26 protein-coding genes and 1 tRNA gene are annotated in these 24,869 nt (G+C 65.5%); 9 read left to right on the top strand and 18 right to left on the bottom strand.

The features are described 5' to 3' along the window. Window positions 1–397 precede the first annotated feature (397 nt). The 3 genes from G7B69_RS05585 (at window position 398) to G7B69_RS05575 (ending at window position 3,529) form a co-directional block, all read left to right on the top strand. Window positions 398–2,260, top strand: coding sequence for a glycoside hydrolase family 2 protein (locus tag G7B69_RS05585; protein ID WP_243415040.1), 1,863 nt, complete (start codon window positions 398–400; stop codon window positions 2,258–2,260). 131 nt (window positions 2,261–2,391) lie between these two features. Next, a complete protein-coding gene (locus G7B69_RS05580; protein WP_166176982.1) occupies window positions 2,392–3,006 on the top strand; it encodes a PadR family transcriptional regulator in 615 nt (204 codons plus the stop codon). A 79-nt stretch (window positions 3,007–3,085) separates the two neighbouring features. Further along, window positions 3,086–3,529: a hypothetical protein gene (locus G7B69_RS05575; protein ID WP_166176980.1), complete on the top strand. Its 444-nt coding sequence runs from the start codon at window positions 3,086–3,088 to the stop codon at window positions 3,527–3,529. On the opposite strand, the gene G7B69_RS05570 is transcribed toward G7B69_RS05575, so the two are convergent. Further along, window positions 3,521–4,681, bottom strand: a complete 1,161-nt coding sequence (locus tag G7B69_RS05570) for a glycosyltransferase family 4 protein (RefSeq protein WP_166176978.1) — start codon at window positions 4,679–4,681, stop codon at window positions 3,521–3,523. The two genes, G7B69_RS05575 and G7B69_RS05570, sit on opposite strands and share 9 nt — an antisense overlap. Before the next feature lie 110 nt (window positions 4,682–4,791). Here G7B69_RS05570 and G7B69_RS05565 point away from each other — a divergent pair, with 110 nt between their 5' ends. The 3 genes from G7B69_RS05565 (at window position 4,792) to G7B69_RS05555 (ending at window position 8,823) form a co-directional block, all read left to right on the top strand. Next, entirely contained in the window at window positions 4,792–5,097 is a 306-nt protein-coding gene (locus tag G7B69_RS05565; protein WP_423717835.1) for a metalloregulator ArsR/SmtB family transcription factor, read from the top strand. Beyond that, window positions 5,094–5,753, top strand: coding sequence for an SdpI family protein (locus G7B69_RS05560; protein ID WP_166176976.1), 660 nt, complete (start codon window positions 5,094–5,096; stop codon window positions 5,751–5,753). The genes G7B69_RS05565 and G7B69_RS05560 overlap by 4 nt, the downstream gene beginning before the upstream one ends. Window positions 5,754–6,099: 346 nt before the next feature. Further along, complete coding sequence (locus G7B69_RS05555) at window positions 6,100–8,823, top strand: TonB-dependent receptor (protein WP_166176974.1); 2,724 nt, start codon at window positions 6,100–6,102, stop codon at window positions 8,821–8,823. A gap of 1 nt (window position 8,824) precedes the next feature. On the opposite strand, the gene recF is transcribed toward G7B69_RS05555, so the two are convergent. After that, window positions 8,825–9,913 (bottom strand): DNA replication/repair protein RecF, encoded by a 1,089-nt coding sequence (recF, locus tag G7B69_RS05550; protein WP_166176972.1) that lies wholly within the window; start codon window positions 9,911–9,913, stop codon window positions 8,825–8,827. Between the two features lie 224 nt (window positions 9,914–10,137). Here recF and G7B69_RS16920 point away from each other — a divergent pair, with 224 nt between their 5' ends. Together G7B69_RS16920 and G7B69_RS05545 are read left to right on the top strand one after the other, a co-directional pair. Then, a complete protein-coding gene (locus G7B69_RS16920; RefSeq protein ID WP_279323142.1) occupies window positions 10,138–10,266 on the top strand; it encodes a hypothetical protein in 129 nt (42 codons plus the stop codon). Further along, the gene (locus tag G7B69_RS05545) at window positions 10,263–10,475 is read left to right on the top strand and encodes a PspC domain-containing protein (protein WP_166176970.1); all 213 of its coding nucleotides are present in this window, start codon (window positions 10,263–10,265) and stop codon (window positions 10,473–10,475) included. The genes G7B69_RS16920 and G7B69_RS05545 overlap by 4 nt, the downstream gene beginning before the upstream one ends. Before the next feature lie 5 nt (window positions 10,476–10,480). Here the strand turns inward: G7B69_RS05545 and G7B69_RS05540 are convergent, their stop codons facing one another. After that, window positions 10,481–11,227, bottom strand: coding sequence for a queuosine precursor transporter (locus tag G7B69_RS05540; RefSeq protein WP_166176968.1), 747 nt, complete (start codon window positions 11,225–11,227; stop codon window positions 10,481–10,483). A 59-nt stretch (window positions 11,228–11,286) separates the two neighbouring features. On the opposite strand from G7B69_RS05540, the gene G7B69_RS05535 reads away from it, so the two are divergent. After that, window positions 11,287–11,363 (top strand) — tRNA-Arg (locus tag G7B69_RS05535). Window positions 11,364–11,859: 496 nt separating this feature from the next. On the opposite strand, the gene grxD is transcribed toward G7B69_RS05535, so the two are convergent. The 15 genes from grxD to G7B69_RS05460 all read right to left on the bottom strand — a co-directional run bounded on the left by grxD (window position 11,860) and on the right by G7B69_RS05460 (window position 24,529). Continuing rightward, on the bottom strand, window positions 11,860–12,186 hold the full coding sequence (gene grxD / locus G7B69_RS05530; protein WP_166176966.1) for a Grx4 family monothiol glutaredoxin: 327 nt from the start codon (window positions 12,184–12,186) through the stop codon (window positions 11,860–11,862). Between the two features lie 35 nt (window positions 12,187–12,221). Next, window positions 12,222–12,455, bottom strand: coding sequence for a BolA family protein (locus G7B69_RS05525; protein ID WP_166176964.1), 234 nt, complete (start codon window positions 12,453–12,455; stop codon window positions 12,222–12,224). Further along, window positions 12,455–12,778 (bottom strand): DUF1476 domain-containing protein, encoded by a 324-nt coding sequence (locus G7B69_RS05520; RefSeq protein ID WP_166176962.1) that lies wholly within the window; start codon window positions 12,776–12,778, stop codon window positions 12,455–12,457. Before G7B69_RS05520 ends, G7B69_RS05525 begins: the two co-directional genes overlap by 1 nt. A gap of 46 nt (window positions 12,779–12,824) precedes the next feature. Continuing rightward, window positions 12,825–13,427, bottom strand: coding sequence for a 3-isopropylmalate dehydratase small subunit (gene leuD / locus G7B69_RS05515; protein WP_166176960.1), 603 nt, complete (start codon window positions 13,425–13,427; stop codon window positions 12,825–12,827). Window positions 13,428–13,440: 13 nt separating this feature from the next. After that, complete coding sequence (locus G7B69_RS05510; RefSeq protein ID WP_166176958.1) at window positions 13,441–13,602, bottom strand: LPXTG cell wall anchor domain-containing protein; 162 nt, start codon at window positions 13,600–13,602, stop codon at window positions 13,441–13,443. A 7-nt stretch (window positions 13,603–13,609) separates the two neighbouring features. Next, entirely contained in the window at window positions 13,610–14,134 is a 525-nt protein-coding gene (locus G7B69_RS05505) for a DNA-deoxyinosine glycosylase (protein WP_166176956.1), read from the bottom strand. Window positions 14,135–14,150: 16 nt separating this feature from the next. Further along, window positions 14,151–15,578 (bottom strand): aldehyde dehydrogenase family protein, encoded by a 1,428-nt coding sequence (locus G7B69_RS05500; protein WP_166176954.1) that lies wholly within the window; start codon window positions 15,576–15,578, stop codon window positions 14,151–14,153. 42 nt (window positions 15,579–15,620) lie between these two features. Continuing rightward, on the bottom strand, window positions 15,621–16,217 hold the full coding sequence (locus G7B69_RS05495; protein ID WP_166176952.1) for a hypothetical protein: 597 nt from the start codon (window positions 16,215–16,217) through the stop codon (window positions 15,621–15,623). A 29-nt stretch (window positions 16,218–16,246) separates the two neighbouring features. Next, complete coding sequence (locus G7B69_RS05490) at window positions 16,247–17,236, bottom strand: hydroxyquinol 1,2-dioxygenase (RefSeq protein WP_166176950.1); 990 nt, start codon at window positions 17,234–17,236, stop codon at window positions 16,247–16,249. Beyond that, complete coding sequence (locus G7B69_RS05485; RefSeq protein WP_166176948.1) at window positions 17,233–17,733, bottom strand: cupin domain-containing protein; 501 nt, start codon at window positions 17,731–17,733, stop codon at window positions 17,233–17,235. The genes G7B69_RS05490 and G7B69_RS05485 overlap by 4 nt, the downstream gene beginning before the upstream one ends. Before the next feature lie 162 nt (window positions 17,734–17,895). After that, a complete protein-coding gene (locus G7B69_RS05480) occupies window positions 17,896–21,189 on the bottom strand; it encodes a glycosyltransferase (protein WP_166177543.1) in 3,294 nt (1,097 codons plus the stop codon). 143 nt (window positions 21,190–21,332) lie between these two features. Further along, a complete protein-coding gene (locus tag G7B69_RS05475) occupies window positions 21,333–21,698 on the bottom strand; it encodes a hypothetical protein (protein WP_166176946.1) in 366 nt (121 codons plus the stop codon). A gap of 22 nt (window positions 21,699–21,720) precedes the next feature. Further along, on the bottom strand, window positions 21,721–22,368 hold the full coding sequence (locus G7B69_RS05470; protein ID WP_166176944.1) for a TadE/TadG family type IV pilus assembly protein: 648 nt from the start codon (window positions 22,366–22,368) through the stop codon (window positions 21,721–21,723). Then, window positions 22,356–22,976 carry a TadE/TadG family type IV pilus assembly protein gene (locus tag G7B69_RS05465; protein WP_166176942.1) on the bottom strand — a complete coding sequence of 207 codons (621 nt, stop codon included), beginning with the start codon at window positions 22,974–22,976 and terminating at the stop codon, window positions 22,356–22,358. The genes G7B69_RS05470 and G7B69_RS05465 overlap by 13 nt, the downstream gene beginning before the upstream one ends. Next, window positions 22,973–24,529 (bottom strand): TadE/TadG family type IV pilus assembly protein, encoded by a 1,557-nt coding sequence (locus G7B69_RS05460; protein WP_166176940.1) that lies wholly within the window; start codon window positions 24,527–24,529, stop codon window positions 22,973–22,975. The genes G7B69_RS05465 and G7B69_RS05460 overlap by 4 nt, the downstream gene beginning before the upstream one ends. Window positions 24,530–24,869: the final 340 nt, after the last annotated feature.

The raw sequence follows: 24,869 nt of genomic DNA, 5'->3' as shown, positions 1-24,869 counted from the left end.
GTCTCCTGGTGCACGCCGCGAACGGAGAGGATCTGTGCTTGCCGCTGCAGCTACGTGCTAAATGTCCGCAATGGTCGGAAGCGGACGCTTAATCATCAGGGCGTGCCGAAAACGCTTTCCTACACGCACCCGTTCTGCTTATGTTCGAGAGATGGCGGGGCCGATCCACGCGCCCTCACATCGCTGCGCGACGGGCCTTTTTTTCTCCCGCTGGGCTGGGGAAGGGGCGATGCAGGTAAGGGGCTCGCGGTTGGCGTTTCGGCCTATCGCGTGTTACCCTGTCAACCTGTCAACTTCGCCGAGTTAAAATATTGAAAATAAGCCAAAAACAGGATTACACTTTGGGTTACACGGTGTCACCCTGTGTCACCCTTTTGTCACCCTCGGAAGCGGGGCGATGACCGGCGCGCTGCTGCGCCTGCTCGCTGCGCTGATGCTGCTGGTTGCGGCGCCGCTCGGCGCGCAAGTCTTGCCCGCTGGTCCCGTCCTGGCGGCGGCCGACTTGCGCGAGGGTCAATCGCTCGACGGTGAGTGGACCTACTCGATAGATCCCTATCGCGAGGGCGCCGCGGGGTTCCATGGCGAACCGGCCGGAACCGGCCACCGCCGCTACGACGATGTCGACGTCGCGGCGAAGAGCGCGGCCGATCCGCTGGCGCTTTACGAATACGACATGGATCGTTCGCCCAAGGCGGTGCTGCCCTCGTCGTGGCTGACCCATGCGCCCGAGATGCGGCACTACCAGGGCCTCGTCTGGTACCAGAAGCGCTTCGACGCCGCGCCGCGCGCCGGCGAGCGGCAGTTCGTGCGCTTCGGCGCGGCGAACTATTCCGCCGAGGTGTGGCTCAACGGCAAGCGGCTCGGGCGGCACGAGGGCGGGTTCACGCCGTTCGCGTTCGAAGCCACCGGCGTGTTGCGGCCCACCGGCAATCGGCTGGTCGTCGGGGTGGATTCGGAGCCGAGCGCGACATCCATTCCGCCGCCGGTGACGGACTGGGAGAACTACGGCGGCTTGACCCGTTCGGTCCGGCTGATCTCGTTGCCGGCCACCTTCGTCGACGATGCATGGGTGCGGCTAGAGCGCGATGGCACGATCGCCGCCGATATCGCGCTGAACGGTGCGGACTCCGCCGGGCGCGAGGTTACCTTGCGGGTCGACGCGCTGAAGCTGGCGCGCACCGTCCGCACCGACGCGCGGGGCCGCGCCCATCTCGCTTTCGCCAGGCCGCCGAAGCTGGCGCTGTGGTCGCCGGACAAGCCGGCGCTCTACGATGTCGAGATCAATGCCGGAGCCGACCACTGGCGCGACCGGATCGGCTTCAAAACGATCGCGGTCGATGGCCCGCGCATCCTGCTCAACGGCAAGCCGGTGTTCCTGCGCGGCGTGGCCATCCACGAAGAGGAGCTCGGCCCGAACCCGACGCGCAACCTGACGCCCGAGGCGGCTCGGGCGCTTCTCTCGCTCGCCAAGGACGGGCTGCACGCCAATTACGTCCGCCTCGCGCACTATCCGCATAACGAGACGATGCTGCGCGCAGCCGACGAACTGGGTCTGATCGTCTGGAGCGAGATCCCGGTCTACTGGCGCATCGCCTTCGACGATCCGGCGGCGCTGGAAACGGCGCGGCGAATGCTGGCCGAGAACATCCTGCGCGACCGCAACCGTGCTTCGATAGGCTTGTGGAGCGTGGCCAACGAGACCCCGGTGAGCGACGCGCGCAACGCCTTCCTCGGCCGGCTCGCGGCCGACGTGCGCGCGCTCGATCCCACGCGCTTGGTCACCGCGGCGCTGCTCACCAATCGCGACGACAACGGGGCGGTGCCGGTCCTCACGATGAACGACCCGCTGGCCGCCTCGCTCGATGTCATGGCGATCAACACCTACAACGGTTGGTACGGCGGCGACCGGCTCGAGAACCTCGCGAAGATCGAATGGCGCGTGCCGCAGGACAAGCCGCTGCTGTTCTCGGAAGTCGGCGCAGGAGCTCTCGCCGGGCTGCACCAGCCCGCCAATCCGGCGAAGTTCTCCGAGGAATACCAGGCGGAATACTACCGCCAGACGCTGGCGATGCTCTCGCGCATTCCCAACTTCGACGGACTCAGCCCGTGGATCCTCAAGGATTTCCGCTCGCCGCGGCGTCAGCGGCCCGAGATTCAGGACGGCTGGAACCGCAAGGGACTGGTGTCCGAGACCGGGCAGCGCAAGCTGGCGTTCGACGTCCTCGCGGAGTGGTACGCGGCTCGCGCCAAAGCCCAATGACAGGCCGAAACCGCTAGCCTGAACGAGACCTCTTGATTTCAGAATATCCAAGATATATCTTAAGCCATCTTGGAAAGGATTGAGGTATGCGACACGGATGTAATGACCACGACATGCGGTGGGCGATGAAAATGGCCGCGAAGGCCGGCCGGCAGTGGGGCGGCGGGTTCGGCGGGCCGTTCGGCCCGTTCGGTCCCAACGGGCCTTTCGGCCCGGGCGGTCCGTTCGGTCCCGGCGGGCCGTTCGGCGGCCGCGGCGGCCCGCGCGGGCCGCGTCACGGACGGCGGCGGATGTTCGACCGCGCCGAGCTGCGGCTGGTGCTGCTCAAGCTGATCGCCGAGCAGCCACGCCACGGTTATGACCTGATCAGGGCGATGGAGGAGCTCTCCGGCGGGCATTACTCTCCAAGCCCCGGCGTGGTTTACCCGGCGCTGGCGATGCTTTCGGACGAAGGCGTGATCGCCGAGCGCGAGAGCGAGGACCAGCGGCGCCAGTTCGCCATCACTCCGACGGGCGAAGCGGTGCTGAGCGAGGAAGCCGATGCGGTAGCGGAGGCCTACGAGCGGTTGACCGAGCTTGGCGAGCATGCCGAGCGCGGCCGCGAACCCTCGATCGAGCGCGCGTCGGTCAACCTGTTCACCGCGCTCGCCCAACGCATGCGCGCAGGCGACGAGGGCGAGGACGACCTCGCGCATCGCATTGCCGAGATCCTCGACGAGGCGGCGCAGAAGATCGAGCGCCTGTAAATCCCTCGCAACCGGGGCGATTTCCCTCGCCCCGGTTGCATGGTATTCTCCCTCCGGTCGCCTTGGGAGGGAGATTGTCATGAACGCCACTGTTGGTGGAAGGGCGCAGGCCCCCTGGCACTTGTGGGCCGTCGGTATCGTCTCGCTGTGCTGGAATGGCTTCGGTGCTTACGACTATCTGATGACCGTCACGCACAACGCGAACTGGCTGGCGAACGTCCCGCCGGCGGCGATGGCCATCGTCGACAGCTTCCCGGCATGGGCGGTAGCGGCCTGGGCCATCGGTGTATGGGTTTCGGTGCTCGGTGCGATCCTGCTGCTGATCCGATCGCGCCATGCCGCAAGCGCGTTCCTCGTGTCGCTGCTCGGCGCCGTGATCAGCTATGCTTACCAGGCGACGACCGCGCTACCGGCGACGATGGGCGGGGCGATGTACTGGATCATGCCCGCAGTGATCGTGATCGCGATCGTGCTGCAATGGCTCTATGCGCGGCGGATGACAGGAGCGGGAGTGTTACGCTGAAGCCCGTTTGCGGCGCGCCCCGATCAGTCGCAGGTAGGTTTCCGCGACCACCTGGTTGATCGCATCCCAGGCATAGGCCCGGCTGCGCTCTTCGCCGGCGCGGCCGTGCGCGGCGCGCAAGGCCGGATCGGCGACGTAGCGGGCAATGGCATCGGCGAAACCGGCGATGTCGCCAGGCCTCGCCAGCGTGCCGTTCTCGCCGTCGACAATCAGGCTCGTGCTGCCGGTGGCACGCGCGGCGACCACAGGCACGCCGCAAGCCATCGCCTCGAGGGTGACGTTGCCGAAGGTCTCGGTATCGGAGGGATTGAAGAGCACGTCCATTGCCGCGACGGCGCGCCCCAGGTCGGCCCCCTGCTGGAAGCCGGCGAACACCGCGCCGGGCAGCCGCTCCTCGAACCAGCCGCGCGCGGGACCGCCGCCGATCACCAGCAGCTTGTGTGCCACGTCCCGCCGGCGCAGCTCGGCGATCGTCGCGGTGAACGCGTCGAGGCCCTTTTCCATCACCAGGCGGCCGAGGAAACCGACCGCGACCTCGTCGTCGGCAATCCCGTGCGCTCGGCGCCATGCCGGATCGCGGCGCCCGGGGTTGAACAGCTCGCGGTCGACTCCACGCTCCCACAGCGAGATGTCGTCGTTCATCCTCTGCGCGCGCAGCACTTCGACCATGCTTGCCGACGGGGTGACTAGCGCATCGCACCGGCGGTAAAAGGTTCGAATCCAGGCTTCCAGCGGTCGCTCGAGAAAGCCGAGGCGATAATATCGCGGATAGGTCTCGAACCGGGTATGGACCGAGGCGAGCATCGGGATGCCGCGGGGGCGCGCCCAGCGCATCGCGGCGCGGGCGGCGAAGTCCGGCGATGAGAAATGCATAACGTCGGGCGCAAAGACGTCCAGGTCGCGCCGCACCGTCCGCGACAGGCCGATCGGCATGTGATACTCGCCGCGCCCAGGTATGGCGATCGACGGAAGCGAGACGAGCGTGCCTTTCGGCTCGAACGCAGGCTGGGCCACGGTCGGCGAATAGACGCGCACTTCCGCGCCTTGCCGTTGCAAGTACTCGACCAGCCGATTGAGCGCCTTGTTCGCGCCATCGACCGTCATGTTGTAGTTGCCGCTAAACAGCGCGATCCGCAGGCCGTCGATCCTCATCCGCCGGGGCAATAGGGCGCTTCGCCGCGGTTGGCGAGAGGGGGCTGAATGAGGCAACGTCGCCGATAGCGAAGGCGTTGACGCCCGGCCCTATTTAGCTTATTCGCTAAATGACTATGAACACGGTCTTCGACGCCCTGTCCCACCCCATCCGGCGCGAAGTGCTCGAGCTGCTCAAGCGCGGCGGGATGACCGCGGGTGAGCTGGCCGAGAATTTCCCGGTGTCGAAGCCGACGATGTCGGGCCATTTCGCCAAGCTGAAGTCCGCCGGGCTGATCCGCGGCGAAAACCGCGCCGGACACATCGTCTACACCCTGAACATGTCCACTCTTGAGGAAGCCGTCATGGGATTCATGGGCCGAATGGGCGTGACCGCGGCCGATGCGGCCAGTGCGGTCGAGGGAGAAGCCGCATGAAGAACAAGGGCCTGCTGATCGCCTCGCTGATCGTCGTTTCGCTGATGGCGGGATTCGCGTTCTATGCCGCGAGCTTGTTGCCCGCGGGCGCGCAGCTGCCGACCCATTGGGGTCCCGCCGGCAACCCGGACAGTTTCGCGAATGCACTGCCGGCCTTGCTGATGATGCCGGGAATCATGCTGCTGATTTCGGCCTTTTTTGCCGCCGTTCCCTATCTCGATCCGCTGCAGGACAAGCTCGAAGGCTCGCAGCCTTTGCTGAGAACGGTGTGGATCGGCATGCTGGCGCTGCTTCCCGTGATCGAAGTGTTCAACGCGGCCCCGGCTTTCGGCTGGCCGATGCCCAATTCGGTGCGGCTGATCAGCGTCGGGCTCTTGCTGATGGTCATCGGCAACGCGCTGCCGAAGAGTCGACCCGGGTTCTTCGTCGGCATCCGCACACCGTGGACGATCACCGATACCGACAACTGGATCGCCACCCACCGCCTCGGCGGCAAGCTGATGGTACTCGGCGGTCTGGTGATCGCGCTGAGCGCCCTTATACCGCTTGCCGGGCAAATCCGGGTCGCCGTGTTTTTCGTCACGATTGCGGCCATGGTGGTCCCGCCGCTGGTCTACAGCTGGTGGTTTTGGCGCCGAAAGAAGACCCACGCCTGAATCCGGCGATCGTGCCGCCAATGCGGGACGAGCATGGGGCGGCCGACGTCGTTGCGGATGGTCGCGCTGGCGTGCGACCGCGACAGTTCAGGCAAATTGCGCCGATTGCTACATTTCCGTGGACGAAAATGGGCTTGAAGGTAGCCTTTGCGGCAGTCCGTATGTGCGCGAATTGCCCTTAAGCCCCTGTGACTCCTATGCCACAGCCGCGGCCGTCGGGGTTGATCCTATCGAAAGGGCGATTGAGTCGGTCACGCACGAGGATTACCAGCACTTGTCAGAAGCACGTCGGTAACGGTCTGGGCGGCCGCCAAAAACGGCTACGCTGGGGATGAGGGAGAGAGCGATGATCTACGGTAACTTTGGCCGCGCAGCATTTGCGCGCGGGCTGCTGTTGTGCGGTGCTGCTGGAACCGCGCTCGCCCTTCCGTCGACGGCATGGGCGCAGGAGAATCCGCCGCCCGCCGGAACGGATGCGCAAGCGAATGCCGCCGCGACCAGCCAGGACAGCACCAGCGGTAACGAGATTCTCGTCACCGCAACCAAGCGCGAGAAGACCCTGCAGGACGTGCCGGTCGCGGTCACCGTGACCACCGCCGATACCATCGAACGCGGGCAGATCCGCGATCTCAGGGACCTGCAGACGGTGGTCCCCTCGCTCAGCGTCGGCCAGCGGCAAAGCAGTGCGCAGACGAACTTCTTCATCCGCGGCTTCGGCAATGGCGCCAACAACCCGGGCATCGAACCGTCGGTCGGCGTGTTCGTCGACAACGTCTACCGCTCGCGCACCGCGTCGCAGATCATGGACCTGCCCGACGTGCAGCGCATCGAGGTGCTGCGCGGGCCGCAGTCGACCCTGTTCGGCAAGAACGCTTCAGCCGGCGTGATCTCCATCACCACCAAGAGCCCGTCGTTCGAGTTCGGCGGCTCAGGCGAGATTACGTTCGGCAATTACGACGCGATGGTCAGCAAGGCTTACGTAACCGGACCGGTGAGCAAGAGCACCGCCGTCAGCCTGGCGGCGGGAGTCAACATCCGCGACGGGTTCTTCAAGGACGCCGCCACCGGTCACCGCACCAACGACCGCGATCGCTGGTTCATGCGCGGCCAAGTGCTGTTCGACCCTGGCAGCGATGTCACCGTGCGGTTGATCGGCGACTACAGCAGCATCGACGAGAACTGCTGCGCGGTGGTCAACCTGCAGAGCAGCTCGGCGACCGCGGCGCTGTTGGCGCTCGGGGGCATGGTCAATGCCCCCGCCGACAAGTTCAAGAACGTCGTCTACAACAATTTCGATTCGACGAACGAGGTCAAGAATTACGGTGGATCGGGCCAAGTCGATTGGGATCTCGGGAACGCCAAGCTGACCTCGATCACCGCCTATCGCAAGACTCGCTCGATCACCAATCAGGATCCGGACTTCACCAGCGCGGACCTGGTCTATCCGTTCTACCAGAACACCCACATAAACACCTTCACCCAGGAATTGCGGCTGACCGCGCGGGTCGCCGACCGGGTCGATGTCCTGCTCGGCGGATTCTACATCAACGAGAAAATCAGTCAGGCCGGCGTGCTGACTTACGGCACGCAGTTCCGGCCATACGCCAATCTGCTGGTCCAGGGTGCGACGGGCGGGGCGCTCAGCGTGCCGACGCTCGAAGCGACCTTCGGCGCGCTCGAAGGCAACCCGGCAAAGTACATCGGCCGGTTCTTCGCCCAGGGGCAAGGTTTCCACGAGAACTACCGCCTGCGCAGCGAAGCGGGCTCGCTGTTCGGCCAATTCGACATCGACCTGACCGATCGCCTGACGCTGACACTCGGCGGCAACTGGACCGACGATCACAAGCGCTTCCGCACCGACGTCGTTTCGACCGACGTGTTCTCGAACATCAACTTCGACGCGCCGCAATACGCGCCGTTCCGGCAGGCATTGCTGTTCCAGGGCGCGTTGGCACAGACCGTCGGCACTGCGCTGGGTCTCGGCCGTTCGGCGACGGCGGCCGAAATCGGCGCGTTCGCGGGAGCCAATCCGGTGGCGTTCGGCCAAATTCAGGCGGGGTCACTGGCCTATGCCAACGCCAACGCCAACAATCCGGCAGCGAATCCTCTGAACGCCTTGCGCGCGCTGCAATTCCTGCCGCCGTTCCAGAACGTGCCCAACGCGGTCGAGCCGGGCAAGACCCACGACAGCAAGTTTACCTACACGGCGCGGCTGGCTTACGATTTGAACGACCAGTTCAACATCTACGTCAGCTACGCCACCGGCTTCAAGGCGAGCTCGATCAACCTCTCGCGCGACAGCCGGCCGACATTCGCAGACCGGGCGGCGCTGATCGCGCAGGGACTCGCGGTCAATAACCTCACTTACGGCAGCCGCTTCGCCGGACCCGAAAACGCGCGGGTGATCGAAGGCGGCATCAAGGCCAACCTCGGCTGGCTGTCGGCCAACCTGGCGGTGTTCGATGAGGAGATCAAAGGCTTCCAGTCGAACATCTTCAATGGAGTGGGCTTCGCGCTGCTCAACGCCGGTAAGGAAAGTACGCGCGGCGTCGAGTTCGAGAGCCTGGTAAAGCCGGTGCAAGGCCTCTCGCTCAACTTCGGGGTGACCTATCTCGATCCCAAGTACGACAGCTTTGTCGCCTCGTCGGTCGGCGACCTCAGCGGCCGCCGGCCGGCGGGCATTCCCAGATGGACAATTTTGCTCGGCGCCGAATACGAACAGCGGGTCGGCAACGGCGCGATCGTTCCACGGGTTTCCTATCTCTACCAGTCGGATACCCAGCTGGTCGAAGGCCTCTCGGCCTTTGCCGTGCGCAACCCCGATGGCTCCATCGCCGATTCGGCCCCAGCGCTCGCTGCGGCGGCACCGTTCCGGCGCGAGCTCAACGACGTCACGGCCTCGCTCGGTTACGAGATGGACAACGGCTTCTCGGTCGAAGTCTGGGCCCGCAACCTGCTCGACGACCGCAACATCGAGACGATTTTCGACTCGGTGGCGCAGCCCAAGGCCGTTTCGGGCTACCCCAACGATCCGCGGACATACGGCGTGACCGCGCGTTTCAAGTGGTGAGCTAAGAGAGCCGTTCCACCTGGCCGCCACTGACGCGCCAGGTGGCGGCCTCACCGAGCAGGCCCGCGAACGGCGCGCGCTCGGTTCCGGTGAGCCAGGCTTGCGCCTTGCCGGCGCTGAGGCGCTCGAACAACGCTTCGCGGCGGACGGGATCGAGGTGCGCGGCGACTTCGTCGAGCAGCAGCACGCCGGGGCGATCGGCGGCAGCGAGGCCGGCGTGGGCGAGGGTGATCGCGATCAGCAGCGCTTTCTGCTCGCCGGTCGAGCAGCTCGCCGCTGGCATGCCCGTGCCGGCCATCGTTACCTCCAAATCATCGCGATGCGGGCCGGTGAGGGTGCGCTGGGCGGTGCGGTCGCGTCGGCGGTGTCGCAAGAGATCGTCGGCCAGTTCCGCAGCGCCTCGCGGACCCGAAGCCGCCAGCGCCAACGCCGGACGCGCGAACGGCGCTTCGGGTAGCGAGGCGAGCTCGGCCGATAGCCGCTCGACCAGCATGGCGCGTCCCGCCGCCAATGCTGCGCCCGCCTCGGCCAGTTGCGCCTCGATCGAATCGAGCCACAGCGGGTCGGGCTCGGCATCCTCCGCCAGCAACCGATTGCGCTCGCGCAGGGCGCCCTCGTAGCGCGAGGCATGACGCGCGTGCGCGGAGTCGAGCGCCAGCGCCAGCCGGTCCAGGTAACGGCGCCGCGCGCCCGCGCTGTCGCCGAATAGCCCGTCCATCGCCGGGGTCAGCCAGGTCACCGCCAACCATTCGCCGAGAGCCACGGCGCTGGTCTCGGCGCCGTTGACCTGGACGATGCGCCGGCGAGGGCGGTCGGCCTGCGTGCCGGTACCGAGAGTGACCGGGTCACGGCCGTCTTCGCAGTCGAGTGTCGCGCTGACCGCGAAGGTGCCCGGCCCGCGGCTACTCGCCATTTCGTTCAAGGGAGCGCGCCGTAGCCCCCGTCCCGGGGCGAGCAGCGAAAGCGCTTCGAGCACGTTGGTCTTGCCCGCGCCGTTCTCGCCGATCAGCAAGTTGAGGTGGCTCGCGCCGTCGAGGCGGCTCGCGGCGTGGTTGCGGAAGTGGCCGAGAGTGATGCGGTCGAGCGCCATGGATGATGCGGAGTTAGGGCAGGGCGCCCCGACGCGCCACGGGAAAAGCGAGTTTGCCGATTAGTGGTGAAAAATCCCAAATTGGCGCGATGAAGAACTCCAACCATTTCCAGATCAAGGGCCAAAACGGCAGAAATCCGCCATTTCTCGAAACTGGCACGGCTCATGCAATCTTATGTTCATCCGGCGGAAGGGCCGCTGGAACGAAGCATAGGGGAATTGAAATGACTGCCACTTCGACTTTTTCGCAGCGCCTTTTCGCGGTCGTCGCCGCGCTGAGCATGAGCACCTTCATGGTCGTCGCGAGCTTCTCACCGCCGTCCGCCCACGCCGTCCAGGCGATGTACGCATGAGCGCGCTGCAAGACCGGAACCCAGGCACTTCGCCCGCGGCGTTCCACCTCGACACGGTTAATGGCAAGGTGATGGGCGTGTGCGCCGGCCTGGCCAACCGCTTCGGCGGCGATCCGCTGGTCTGGCGCCTGCTCTTCGTGCTCGGCACGGTGTTCGGCTTTGGCAGCCTCGTTGTTGTTTACCTTGCGATCGGCCTGCTGGCGGACTGAGTCCGTCAGCGGCCCTTCGCGCCGATGCGAAACGGCGAGAAGTCGGTATCGGTGTCGAACACATCGACCCCCTCGCGCCGCTTGAGAAAGCCGACGATTCCATAAGTTACCGGGGTCAGTACCGCTTCCCACAGCGTCTTGATGCCCCATTGAGTCAGCGCCACCGTGATCACCAGCTCGGTGGTCCAACCGGTCGCTCCGAGGAACGCCAGCGGATAGAACAGCGCGGAATCGACGCCCTCACCAAACACCGTCGAGCCGATCGTGCGGGTCCACAGCATCCGCCCCTGCGTCCAGATCTTCATCTTCGCCAGCACGAAGCTGTTGACGAACTCGCCGGCCCAGAATGCGGCGATCGAGGCGAACACGATCCGCGGCACTTGCCCGAACACTGCCTCATAGGCCGCCTGGTTGCCCCAGTCTGCCGCCGGCGGCAGCGCCACCACGACCCACGACATGAAGGCCAAGAACAGCATCGCCGCGAAACCGGCCCAGATGCACCTGCGGGCGTGAGCATAACCGTAGACTTCGGTCAGCACGTCGCCGAGCACGTAGCTGACTGGGAAGAACAGCACCCCGGCGCCGAACGGCCACGGGCCGATCCCCGGCAGGTTGACCACCGCCACCTTGCCGGCGCCAATCACGTTCGACAGCAGCAGGATGGTGACGAACGCCGCCATCATGAAGTCAAAATAGCGGAACGTGCGCCCCCCGCCCGTTGATCCGTCGATCCTGGCGATGTCCCCCGTCATGCAAGGCACGACTAACCCGATTTGCCGCGCGCGCAAAGCACGCTATTGCGCCTGCCCACGCGCCCGTAGTTCAACTGGATAGAGCACGAGCCTTCTAAGCTTGGAGTTGCAGGTTCGAGTCCTGCCGGGCGCGCCAATCTTATTCGCCGATGAAATGAGGGTAGAGCACCACCAGCAGGAGAACCGCAATCCACACGAGCGTCAGAAAAACGGTTTCAAATCTGAGCCGCACGCTTGCCTCGCCGATTGCCGGCGCCTTTTCGGCAAGTGTTTGAGTTGAAACAATATGTCGAAAGTTAGTCGGCTCTAAAGTGGACCATTCGGCGGATCGCTGAAAGGTTCCTCAGCGAATTCCTCGGCTTGGCCTTTGTCTCAAGCTCATTCACCCCGATATTGCGCCCGACCAGTCCGCCGTCGAAGCGCGTCCCGCGCCAGCGGGGCCGCCACTGTCGGGATCCTTTACATGAACGGATGGCGTTAATGACTCGCCAACCATCGTGTGGGGCGGAAAAGCTGGACCGGACGAAACTGGCACGGCTCGTGCATTTGTAGAGCTGTCTTCGAACAGAGGCGGGGCTAGTCCCCGGTCCCCTAGTCTCCAGTGGCCCCGCCTCCCCGAAGACCCTTCCGGATCACGAAGCGCTGCCGACCTTCTCCTGAAGAAGCTGCTGCAGTTCGCCGGCTTCGTACATCTCCATCATGATGTCGCTGCCGCCGACGAATTCGCCCTTTACGTAGAGCTGCGGGATTGTCGGCCAATCGGAATAGGCCTTGATGCCTTGGCGTACTTCCATGTCCTGGAGCACGTCGACGCTCTCGAAGTCGGCACCGCAGTGCTCGAGGATCGCCACCGCCTTGCTCGAGAAGCCGCATTGCGGGAAGAGCGGCGTGCCCTTCATGAACAGCACGATGTCGTGCTCGTTGACGATCTGCGAAATGCGCTGGTTGGCGTCGGACATTATCAGGACCTTGAACTGGAACAGGATGTGAAAAGTCAGTTGGGGAGGGCGGTGGTCAGTTGCAAGGCGTGCAGCTCGCCCCCCATGCGCCCGCCGAGCGCGTCATAGACCAGCTTGTGTTGCTGCACCCGGCTCTTCCCGGCGAACGCGCCGCTGACGACGTGCGCCCGGTAATGGTCGCCGTCATCGACCAGCGAGACGATCTCGACTTCGGCATCGGGCAACGCGGCCTTGATCAAAGCCTCGATCTCGGCCGCCGGCATCGCCATCAGACGCCGCCCATCAGCTGCCGGCGCGCCTCGACGCTCTTGTCCTCGAGCGCGGCGCGCACCCCCGCTTCGTCGATCTCGCAGCCGGCGCTTGTCAGGTCGCCAAGCACCTTGCGGATCACGTCCTCGTCGCCGGCTTCCTCGAACTCCGCCTGGACGACTTCGCTGGCGTAGGCCGCGGTCTCTTCGGGCGTCAGACCCATCTTTTCCGCCGCCCATTGGCCGAGCAGCCGGTTGCGCCGCGCGGCGACGCGGAAGGCCATGTCCTCATCGTGGGCGAACTTGGCTTCTTCTCCGCGTTCACGATCGTTGAAATCGGTCATCTTGGGCCCCTTGAGTGGTGTGTTGCGCCGTTAGCGCCAAGCGCCGTCACGCGGCAAGTCCGGTTCCGCGCACAACCCACGGCTGCTCGGCGCGCTGGCGCGCCTCGTAGGCTTCGATCTGCGCCCCACGGGTCAGGGTCAGCGCAACCTCGTCGAGCCCTTCGACCAGGCAGTGCTTGCGGAAGGGATCGATATCGAAGGTGAAACGATCCTGGAACGGGGTCGTCACGACCTGATGCTCGACGTCGATGCTGATCGGATCGGTTTCGGCCACTTCCATCAGCCGGTCGATCGCCGGCTGCGGCAGCGCCACTGTGAGGATGCCGTTCTTGAACGCGTTGCCGGCGAAGATGTCGGAGAAGCTCGGCGCGATCACCGCCTTGACGCCCATGTCGAGCAGCGCCCAGGCGGCGTGCTCGCGGCTCGAGCCGCAGCCGAAGTTGTCGCCGGCAATAATGATCGGTGCGCCGGCCCAGCGCGGGTCGTCGAATACGTTGCCGGGTTCCTTGCGGACCGTCTCGAACGCTCCACGCCCGAGCCCCTCGCGAGTGACCGTCTTGAGCCAGCTCGCGGGGATGATCACGTCGGTGTCGACGTTCTGGCGGCCGAACGGATAAGCGCGGCCTTCGACATGGCGGACGGGTTCCATCAATCGGTCTGCCTCAATCGGTTTCTGGGGGCTCGCCGGACGGGATCGGGCCGGGCTGGGTCGGCTTGTGCTTCTTCTTGCGCCGACTGGCGTAGAGCAGCGCGGCGGCCACCGCGGCCGAACCGATGGCGCCGGCGATCACCGCTTTGCCGGTGGTGGAGGTGCGTTTGGTCATGGCGCTTTCATTGGGGCTGGCCCGCGCGCGAGGCAAGAGGGGGCCTGAGGAATTCGCCTATCGCCGCCCACAGCCGGCGTTTCTCGGCGAACGGCATGGAAGCGTAAGCCGGGCTCGACGAAGGCAGCGGCAGCAGAGCGAGATGGCTCCCGGCGAGCGCGGTCATGCCGATCTTCGCCGAAGTCGCCCCGTTGAACGCCAACGCGCGCAACTCGGGCAGGGTGGCGACCAACTCGGCGAGCGGATTGTGCTCCGCCTCGCGGATCGCCGCATCGAGGCTGCCTGTGCGCGTGGCCGAGGCGACGGTGTCCCACAGCCCGATCCCCGCCGCGAGCAGTGCCTCAAGCCGCGCTTCGTACTCGAGCGCCTCGAGATCGCGCCCAATCGCCGAGCCGACCAGCCGCCAGAATTGGTTCCGCGGATGCGCGTAGTAGCGGCGCTCGGCCAGCGAGCGCTCGCCCGGCAGGCTGCCGAGAATGAGCAGGCGCGTGCCGGGTGCAACGACGGGGGCGAAGGACGACTTGCGGCTCATGGCCGATGCGGCGGCCTCAATATCCCAGGATCGCCTTCACCTCGAGGTACTCCTCGAGCGCGAACCTGCCGTATTCGCGCCCGTTGCCGCTCATCTTGTAGCCGCCGAACGGCGCGTAGCCGGACCACGCAGGATAATTGATGTGCACCTGCCCCGCGCGGATTTGCCGGGCCACGCGTCGGGCGGCCTCCTGGTCGGCGGATTGGACGTGGCTGGAGAGGCCGTAAACGGTAGCGTTGGCGATGCGTACCGCGTCTGCTTCGTCCTGATAGGGCTGGATGACGAGGACCGGGCCGAAGATCTCCTCCTGCGCGATGCGCATTTCGGGCGTGACTTCGGAGAACACGGTCGGCCGGGCGAAATAGCCGCGGTTGAGGCCGTTCGGACGCCCCGGGCCGCCGGTGAGCAGCTTGGCGCCTTCGTCGATGCCCACCTGGATCAGCTCCTGCACCTTGGCGAACTGCGCGCCGTTGGCGAGAGGGCCGAGGAAAGAACCTTCGTCGAGCGGATCGCCGACGACGATCCCCTCGGCCGCCTCGGTGGCCAGCGCCTCCACCTCGGCCAAGCGCGCAGCCGGCACCACCATCCGCGTCGGCGAGGCGCACGACTGGCCGCAGTTGCGCATCATGCCAAGCACGCCTTTGGGCACCGCGGTGGCGAAATCGGCGTCGGGCAGGAACACGTTGGGCGACTTGCCGCCGAGTTCCTGCACCACGCGCTTGACCGTTTTCGCGGCGTTCTGCGCCACCAGAACACCCGCGCGGGTCGAGCCGGTGAAACTGACCATGTCGACGCCGGGATGGCCCGACAGCGCGTTACCGACGACATCGCCGGTGCCGTTGACGAGGTTGAACACGCCGGGAGGCGCGCCGGCATCGTGCATCACTTGCGCGAACAGCAGTGCCGAGAACGGCGACAGCTCGCTCGGCTTCAGCACCACCGTGCAACCGGCGGCGAGCGCCGGGGCGACCTTGGCGGTGATCTGGTACAGCGGCCAGTTCCACGGCGTGATCGCGCCGACGACGCCGACGGCCTCGCGCCGCACGTGGATGCCGTCGACCTCTTCCTCGAACGCGAACTCGCTCAGCACCTCGATCGCCACGCGGACGTGCTCGACCCCGAAATAGACCTGCCCCGCCCGCGCAAACCCGATCGGCGCGCCCATCTCGGCGGTGATCGCTTGCGCGAACTGCTCGGTGCGTTCTTCGAGCAGGCCCCTGACCCGCTCCAGCAGCGACAGCCGCTCGGCCACCGGCCACTTCGAATAGGACTCAAACGCCCGCCGCGCCGCCGAAACGGCGAGATCGACATCGGTAGCCGAGCCGGCGGCGATGTGGCCGATCACTTCTTCGGTGGCCGGGTTGGTAACGGCGATGCGCGGAGCGTCCGGGCGGTCCACCCATGAGCCGTCGATGCAGAAGCGGGTGTCCTCGATAAGGGGCATCAGCAAGCCTTTTGAATTGCGATTGAGGTTGGTGGAAAGGCCTCAGGCGAGTTGCACCCCATCGGGAATACGTCCAGCCTTGAAAGCCGACCGGTGGGCTGGATTGCCCAGATCCATTTGGAAGGCGACCCAATCACCATCGTCAAGTACAGCCATCCACCAGTCGCCGGTGACATCGTCGGAGAACTGCCAAAGGATGTGATAGCCGTCTTCGTTGGAAAAGCCTTCGCCGTCCGCTTGGATAACACCGCCAGCCTCTGCCCAGATCGTGTTCCTGACCGCTCCCAGCACTTCCCAGCCGTTGCCGGAGTAGATCGCATCCAGGATTTGAAACGCGTAGATTGTCCGCACCGTCGGCAAGTAACTGCAAAGCCAATTCGCTGCGGAGACCGGCTCGCTCTCGGAAACCTCTTCCTCAAACTCCAGCAATTCATCGCGCGCGAGGCTTCCTTCACGGACCTCGCTTCGCTCGATCGCGAAAAGAGTTCGACCTGATTTATCGGTCACTTCGAGTTCAGCCCACTCTGGCGAGCTCACGTCGCCCGTCAGATGGCAATTCAGATGCTCCACGGCAGACGCAAGTTCGCGGGCCGGCACAGGGCGTGCCTCAGGACTCAGAACGCGGATGAAGTAGGGCATGTCAGACCATGAACCCTACCGGCGCGCCCTCACCCAAAATCCACCGGATACGGCGGCAATTCCCCGCTGGCGTATCGCTTCTCCAGCCCCGGGGTGCCGTTCTCCATCACCATCAGCATCGCCCGCTTGGGGGCGAAGCCCTGGTGGCGGATGTCGGCGGGCATCGCGCAGACGTCGCCGGCGCGCATGACCACGCGGCCGCGCGGGGCGCCGGTGTTCTTGTCGGCGATGTTCCAGTGGATCTCGTCGGTCAGCTGGATGAACCACTCGTTGCGGTCGTTGCCGTGGATCACCGGGAGCATGTGCTCCTCGCTGGTGACGCAGCAGATGTTGCCGCCGGTGACCGCGCTGATCGACGGGTTCCAAGTGACGTTGGAGCGGGCGATGTGGTCGAACAGGTTGATCGCGTGGAGCTGGCCCTCGAAGCCCGGCTCGCATTCGATCTCGGGCTTGTCGTAGTCGAGATCGGCGAAGGCACGGTTGATCGGGAAGCCGTCTTCCTCGCGCCGAACCGGCTTGTCGCCTTCGAGGCCGAGCATGCGGTCGGCGGCGATGAAGGCGCGAAGCAGCGGATCGGTGCGCTCCTTGCCCTTCGGCCCGATCGGGGTGCCGGTTTCGAGCGGGGCGTTGAGCGGATCGTAGCCCTCGCTGATCCAGTCCTGGCTGATCGTCGTAAAAGCCTCGGACACCGCCTCCGCGCTGAAGGTTTCGAGGAGGTCGATGCCCGCTTCCTTGCATCCGCGGTCATAGCTGCCGGCGAAGATGTCGACGGTGCCGTAGTGGTTGGTGGTGCCGAACACGTCGTCGAAGAAAATCCAGCCGTAGAAGAAGCCCCAGCCGATGTCCCGCACCATCGCCCGCAGGAAGCGGTCGATCTCCATGATGTGGCTGCCCTTGGGCCAGGTGACGTGGGCGAAATACTCGTCGCGGCGGAACTCGAAGCTGCCGAGCCTGAAGCTTGAGTAGCCCGTCTCGGGATCGGTGCCGGTCATTTCGATCTTGGCGTCGAGGACGGTCATTGGGCTTCTCCCAGAGTGCAAATTTCGTTCCAGCGTTTAACGGTAACGGGCCCATCGGCAGTCTGAACGAGCGCGACCGCGGGCCTGCTCGCGCACAACTGATAGGCCGAGCCCTTCGGCAGCAGCACCTGGTGTCCGCGGCGCGCGACGACGCGGCCCATGCGCGGGCCGTTGGGCTCGGCGCCGAGTTGCGCGGCCCCGCCTCCGTGCGAAGGAACCTGGTCGTCCGCCAGCTTGACGAAATTGAAGGTCACCTCGCCGTCCATGACGATGGCGAATTCGTCGTGCGGCGCCGCGTACCATGGCGAGTCGCCTTCGACGCGCATGACCTCGGCGACGTATTCGAGGTTCTGCACCACGGCTACCCGCTCGAACGGCGCGGCCTTGCCGGCGACATCGAACACGTTCGAGAAGGCGTATTTGCGCAAGTCGTCGTCGAGTTCGATCAGCCCCTTGTTGTAGGACTCCAGCGAGCCGACGTGGGTCTTGTAAGCCATCGATGTCTCTCCCGCGGGCCAGCTCTCCCGGCCTCGTCACGAACGATGATAGCATTGCCGGCTTCCACGGCAACCGGCGGATTGACGCAGACAAAAAGGGTTGCGGGGGATCGCCGCCTCGCGACCTGCATCTGACTGTTCCGCGGCTGCGTCAGGTCCGCTTCACGCCGTCGCCGAGCTGACGCTGCCGCTGCGCTCGAGCTTGCCCCAGCCGACCAGCCTTCCGCGCAGCGCGGCGGACATGGCCCGGATGACGATGCCGTACATCAGCTGGCGGTAGACGAACCGCTGGGAGATGAGGCGCAGGGCGGGGAAGCGCTGGCGCGCCGGGTCCATCCGGTAGGCGATCCAGCCGGCGGTCACGTCGACGGCCACGAACACTAGCCAGTAGGTGAGCATGCGCAGGACGTCGCTCTGTGTCTGCGCCCAGCCGTGCTCCTGGACCCGGATAATCGTGCCGATGAAGCTGATCACCAGCGCGAGGTCGATCAGGGGCGAGAGCGCGCTGAACAGGATCTGGAACAGCCAGGCCTGCGGCATGCCGATGCGGGCGAGGCCCACCGGCCGCCCTTCGCGCAGTGCAGCCCGGTGCTTCCACAGGCATTGGAGCGTGCCGAACGACCAGCGGAAGCGCTGGCGGGCCAGCGCGCCGAATGTCTCGGGCGCTTCGGTAAGCGCGATCGCCTCGATGTCGTAAGTCACCTTCCACCCGCGCCGCTGGATGGCGATGGTCAGATCCTGGTCTTCCGCGAGAGTGTCTTCCGGATAGCCTCCGACATCGTCGAGTGCTGTGCGGCGCCAGGCGCCGATCGCGCCCGGCACCACGGTGATCGCGCCGAGCCGGTCGAGCGCGCGGCGCTCGACGTTCTGCGCGGTGACGTACTCGATCGCCTGCCATCTGGTGACGAGGTTGATCCGGTTGCCGACCCGCGCGTTGCCGGCAACCGCGCCAAGCTGCGGGTCGGCGAACCAACGGACCAGCTTGGCGATGGCATCGGGCAGGAACTGGGTGTCGGCGTCGAGAGCGATGATCACTTCGCCGGTGGCGTGGGCCAGTGCGCGATTGATCGCCGCTGCCTTGCCGCCGTTCTGGAGCGTGAGCAGGAGGACGCGCGGGTCGTTGCCGAAATGCTCGGCCACCAGCGCGCTTGTCGCATCTTTCGAGCCGTCGTCGGCGACGATCACCTGGAAGTTCGCATAATCGCTGGCGAGCACCCGCGAGACCGAGTCGACGATCACCCGCTCCTCGTTGAAGGCGGGCACGATCACCGTGACCGAAGGAGTCGCGGGCTGCTCGGGCGGAGCCTTGTGGCGGTTGGCGACGGCCAGGGCGGTGAGCAGCACGGCGCGAGCGATGCCCAGCGCGATGGCGACGAAAAAGAGCAACCGGATCACGTAGTCGAACGAGGCAAGGAGCAGGAACACGCTGACGTCAAGCCGGACGGACAGCAGGTCTGGGCCGGAGACGAGCGGCATCAGGGTGTCGCGGGGTACGCCGATCAGCTGCGACAACGAAACGATGCGATAGCCCGCTTGACGCAGCCCGATGATGATCTGCGGCAGCGCAGCCACTGTTTGCGCCCGGTTGCCGCCGCCGTCGTGTAGCAGGACGATGTTGGCGGATCGGTCGGGAGTCGCGTGGGACACAGCGCGCATTACGTTGGCGATGATTGCCGGCGCGCCCGGCCGCCGCCAGTCCTCGGCGTCCACGTGCAGGCCGACGATCGTGTAGCCGCGCTGCTGAGCGATCAGGGCGGGGCCTAGCTCGTCGGCTGTGGTCGGCTCGGCGTCGCCGAAGTAGGGTGCGCGGAACAGCCGGGTCGAGCGCCCGGTGTAGGCCTCGATCAAGCGCTGGGTGGCGTTTATCTCGAGCTTGACACCGAGCGGCGGCTCCTCGGCCATGTTCGGGTGGGTGTAGCTGTGGTTGCCGATCTCGTCTCCGTCGGCGACGATCCGCCGCAGCACGTCGGGGTGCGCGACGGAGTCCTCGCCGATGACGAAGAATGTCGCCGGAGCGTGCAGCCGCTCGAGCTCGGCGAGGATTTGCGGCGTCCAGGTTTCGTCAGGCCCGTCGTCGAAGGTCAGTGCGATTTCCTTGTCCCGGGCCCCTGTGCGAGTGACGACGAACGGCGTCGGCACGCTCTGATATCGCTCGCCGACGATTGAACCGCCCCGGTCAAAGGCAATCGTACGTTTTCCGGGCTGCGGCGTGCCGGCGATGCTCAGGATCTCGCCGCTGCCTTCGACGTCGGTGCCGCGCGAGCCAGGGATGCGGGCGAGATCGGGGCGGGCGGCTGCACCGCGCGCGCCGCGCGCGCCGAGCACGCGCCAGAGCCCGGGATCCTCGCTGCCGAGGCGCCACACGGCGACACCGGCAACGCCGCCCAATTGGCGCAGCTCGTTCCAGCTTGTCGCCGCGTCGAGCATCCACACGGCGTGACCGTGACCGTTGTCATCGAACGCGAAGCCGCTGGTGCCGCTCGCCGAATCCCAGGTCGGAAGCGTTCCGCTGTCGTGTGCCGAGAGCCAGGCCTCAGGAATCGTCAGCGCGTCGGCCGTGCCGTCGTGGTAATCGTAGGCATAGTTGCCGAGAGCTACGACGAGCTTCTTCGCCGGCACCGCCTGTCTTGCCGCGGCGACCTGCCGGGCGAACCAGTCCTGCGAAGCGATTGGGCCGGGCTGGCCGCCCTGCCAATGCTCGTCGTAAGCCATAAGGACCGTGCGATCGGTGACCGTCCCGATTGCACGCAGAGGCCAGCCGGGGTCGCCGGCGGGCACGGTCGCGGCAAGCTTTAACCTTGCCCTGGCGAAGCGAAGGTGCGCGAGCGCGAGGAAGTGGACATACGCCGGCAGCGCCTTGTCGGGCAGGTTCTCTATATCGAACACTATCCCCTGCCAGCCGCTCGCCTGCGCTTGCGCGATCGTCTGGTCGATCAAACGTTCGCTCGCCGGGCGATTGCGGAACAGTGCGATAGTCGGCGCAACCTGCCATTTCTCGGCCGAGATGTTCTGCACCATCAGCCAGACCTTGGGCCGGTGGGGGCGCGAGGCGAGGATCGCGCGCAACTGGCGATCGCGATCGAAGATCAGAGAACCCTTGCGCGGATCGATGCGCCCGTCGGCCGCCACGAGCACGTCGATCATGTCGAAATGCCGGCGCAAGGAGTCGGCGCTCTCGGCATCCCACGGCACATAAAAAGCGATTGTCTGGGTGGGGCCGCGACCTCCGGCGTGTACGGGCGGAAGCTTGTGGCGGAAGGCGGAGATCTGCGCGCGCAACGGCACCGGCTGCAGGCGTTCGCGCTCGAACGTCAGCGGGGTCGCGCGCGGGACGTCGACGATCGTCGCAGCGAAGGCGATCGCCGCGAGCAGCACGGCGGCAAGAACGGTCACTGATATGCGTCCGACAATGCGTCGCCGCCTGCCAGACGCGTCGAAGAACACCGGCGAATTCACGCTGCGCTCACTCACCTAGGGCCTCCGTCGGCGAGCCGTGCTCCCGGCGCGCCGAACGGGCGATGAACAATGGGTTGGTGGAGTTTGAACGAAGGGCGCTGCGGGGACCGCTCCCGACGGCCCCCATCTCTCATGGCTTGCGGTTATTTGTGTATGAGGCCGACGTCGGGGCCAGGCGGCTGCTCTTCCACCGCATCCGGTTGGGGCGACGCAGGCTGGGTCGTCCCGACAGCCGAAGCGGGATGGGACACCAATGAGCCGCCGGGCGCGCCGGCGAATTCGGTTGCCCCGCCGCTGCCGGCACCGCTCGTGGCGACTGCAAGTTCATAGTCCCCGTCGGACTGCCCGCCGCTCTTTTCGTCCGCCGATTTCAATCGGTGGACAATCGACCTTGTCGCTGTGTCGAGCGGTGCCGGCTTTTCGCCATCGCCGACGACCTCGGAAACCATCCACAGCAGGCCGAGCGAGAAGATCGCGAGCGACGTCCGGTACTGCGAAAGACTGCTCATGGTCGTCTCCGTCGCAAACGGGCTAGCAGGCGAGCAGCCCGAGACCCTGGGTGTTGCTGATGTCGTTGTTCTGGCGTCCGCGCACGTTGAAGGCGCTTTCGCGGCGTATGGTCCGCGAAACCGGTACGATCGTGTTCGAAATGAGCGGCTGATATTCGTAGCTCACTTCGACGAACATCACCGCCGTGCCGGGAATAGAGGTAATCCGGTTGCCGGCGGCGCCCATCCCGTTTTCGAGCGCGTTGTCGTTGCGGCCTGTTCCTTCGGTGCCGTAGGAGGACGCTGTCGCCAGATCGCCCCAGCAGCGCTGCCAGTTGATCATCTGGCCGTGCTTGTTGCCCTTCTGCTCGTTGTCCTGGAGCGAAGAGAGCACGATCCGGCCGTGCTTCTCGAAATCCATCGATTGCCCGATAACTCCGGCGCCGGCGAAAACCTCGTAGATGTTGGCCTCGTCGATGCCGGTAGTCACGCGCCCGGCATTGTCGGCCACGGTCATCGCGATCTGGTTCACCTTGAGCTGCGCCAGGGCGTAGTTCACCACCTCGAGCCCGCCGAGAATCAGGAACAGCAGGAGAGGTGCGGCCAGCGCGAATTCGACGAACGCGACCCCGCGCTTGTCGTCGCGGATGGAAGAGAGGAGCGAGCGCGACACCGGGCTCAGCTTCCGCATACCACGGGCGGCGTCTTCTGCGTGCCGTGGGGCTGATTTCGCACGGCGGTGGCAACGCTCATCCTGTAGTTGGGCGAGAAACCCATTAGCCGCGCCACGGGGAGCAGGCGCGGCATGTCGATATCGGCCTTGTAGAAGGCGACGTCGTTGGCGCCGCCGATGCCATCGCGTCCGGTGTCGCTGTCGTACTTGCCGTTCTCGTTGAGGTCGGAAAAACAATCATTGTCGGCCGCGTCGTATTCGCCGTTGGCGTTGACGTCGGTCATCAGCTTCTCGGGATTGCCGATCCCGCTGAAGTCATAGAAATTGCTTTCCGTGACGGTGATCGTGGCACCCGGCGTGATCGCAGCGAGTTGGTCCTTGATCGAGTTGGTAACCTGCTCCTCGGTGGTCGAGCCACTAGCGGCGAGTTCCGGGTCTTGCACCGACGCACGCCGCGCCGCGTCCGTCAGGGCGCCCTGCATCACGCTGCGGATATAAGCCTGGTGGCCGAGGTCGAATCCGCCCATCAGCAGCATCGACAACGGCAGCGCGACGATCGCGAACTCGACCGCGGTGACCCCGCGCCGGTCGCCTGCCAGGCTGCGAATGAAGGTGGCGGCGCTCATTTCGTCAGCCTAAGGTTGCCGATACCCTGGCCGATCTTCTCAAACACCTCTTCGAGGTCCGACCCGTCGCTGGTGTAGAAGTGATCGGCGCTCGTCGCGCAGTCCTTGATGTCGTCGATGTCGGTCACGTCGAGGGCGATGACCCACACCGTGATGCCCATCGATTTTGCGAGACTGCAGGCGGCCTGGAAGCGGGCGATATGCTTGTTGTCGAGCGAACCCGAGCCCTGGACGCGGCCTTCGTAACGCTGGATGCCGTAGGCCGAGTAGAGCGTATCGCCGGTGTCGAGTTTCCCGTCGGTCATGAAGACGATGTGCTGGTTGACCGGAATGCCGTCGCGCTCGGTTGGATTGTCGTCGGCGAAGAAGCCGGTCCGCGAGACGAACCGAAGCCCCCACAACATGCCGATGTCGTGATATGTACCGCCGGTCACCCTGGCGGTGGCCTTGTCGATCGCCGTCTGGAATGCGTCCTCGTCGGCGTATTCCTGCAGCGTGGTCGCTTCGGACGGGCAGCCGCTCTGCACCCAGTTGCCGGCGACGTTGTAGAACTTGACGCCGCCACTCGTGGCCGAGCCCTCGTTCGTGTGCTTGGGCGGATCGTAGCGGCCGAATTGCAGCTCCGGCTGGTTACCGGCGTTGCCCGCGCGGGTATCGACATCGGCTTGGGTCACGGTGTCGGCGATCTTGAACGGCGCGGTCAAAGAGAACGCCTCTCCGACCGACGGCCGCTCCTCGATGCAGCCGTCGCCGCTAGTGCGGAACTTCTCGCGGTTGCCCCCGCTGGCGCCACCTCCGCTGCCGATGTTCCAGCTCGACTGGTAGGCTTTGATGGTCTTCAGCTTGGTGGTGTAGGCGCAGCTCCGGCCACTGCACGACTTGGTCCAATCGACGAAAGGCTGTTCGTCGAGGATGTCCTTGTTCATCAGCGAGCGGGCGATGTTCACCGTGTGCGAATAGGGCACGATACCGTAGCGGGTGATCGAGCCGTCGTCGCTCTCGAGCGCCTTGTAGAGCCCCATCGCGCCCTCGCGCAGGCGCGAGATCTTGCTCGCGCCGCCGGTGCTTGGTGCATCGGCCATTGAGCCGGTCACATCGAGCACCAGCATGATATCGTTGTGTCCCATGTCGCGCGTCGCGTCGCAGCTGACCTTGATCGGGATGTTCTGGAAGCTGAAGATCCGCATCAACGAGGTGGGCACGCGCGCGCTGGCGGCACCGTTGAGCTGGGTGTTCTTCTGGCTATCCTGTTCGATCGTGAAATCGAGATTTGAGACGTTCGAGGTGCCGGCGGGGAAGTTGAAGTCGAAGAACTTGTCCGCCTCGCCCTCGACGTCGGAGTTGAAGTCGGTGCCCTGCATGTATTGGCGTGCCGCCAGAACGCCCGCGTCGCAGGCGTTCTGCAGGCGCTGGCGGGTCATGTAGGCATCGCTCAGGTCGAGCGCGGAGCCGATGACTGCTGTCAGCGGAATGATTGCGGCTGCGCAGATCGCCAGCGTGTTACCTCGAACGTCATGACGCAGCGCTCGCAGAAATGCGAACAATTTGAACACGGTCGCGTCCCCTAGCTAACCAAAGTTAGGTTAGAAGATCGTCGTAAAGCGGGAGTTAAAATCCCCAGTTTCCAAATCGTTCAAGGTTAATGCGGTGCTTATGACCGGTTGTGGGACGCCGCGAAAAAGGCCGCGGAGATCTCTCCCCGCGGCCTTTTCTTTAACGCCAGGCCGAAGCCTCAGTCGTCCTTGAGGAACGCCGGCATGTGGTCCGGCTCGCGGCCGCCCTCTTCGCGTGCGGGGCGATCGTCGCGGTCGCGGCGTGGGCCGCGGTCGCGGTCACGTCCGCCGCCAGCGCCGCCGCCGCGCGGGCCACGATCACGTCCGCCGCCGGGGCGGC

The organism is Croceibacterium segetis, from assembly GCF_011320115.1.
Lineage (GTDB): Bacteria > Pseudomonadota > Alphaproteobacteria > Sphingomonadales > Sphingomonadaceae > Croceibacterium_B > Croceibacterium_B segetis.
This window is presented reverse-complemented; position numbering and strand designations above follow the sequence as displayed.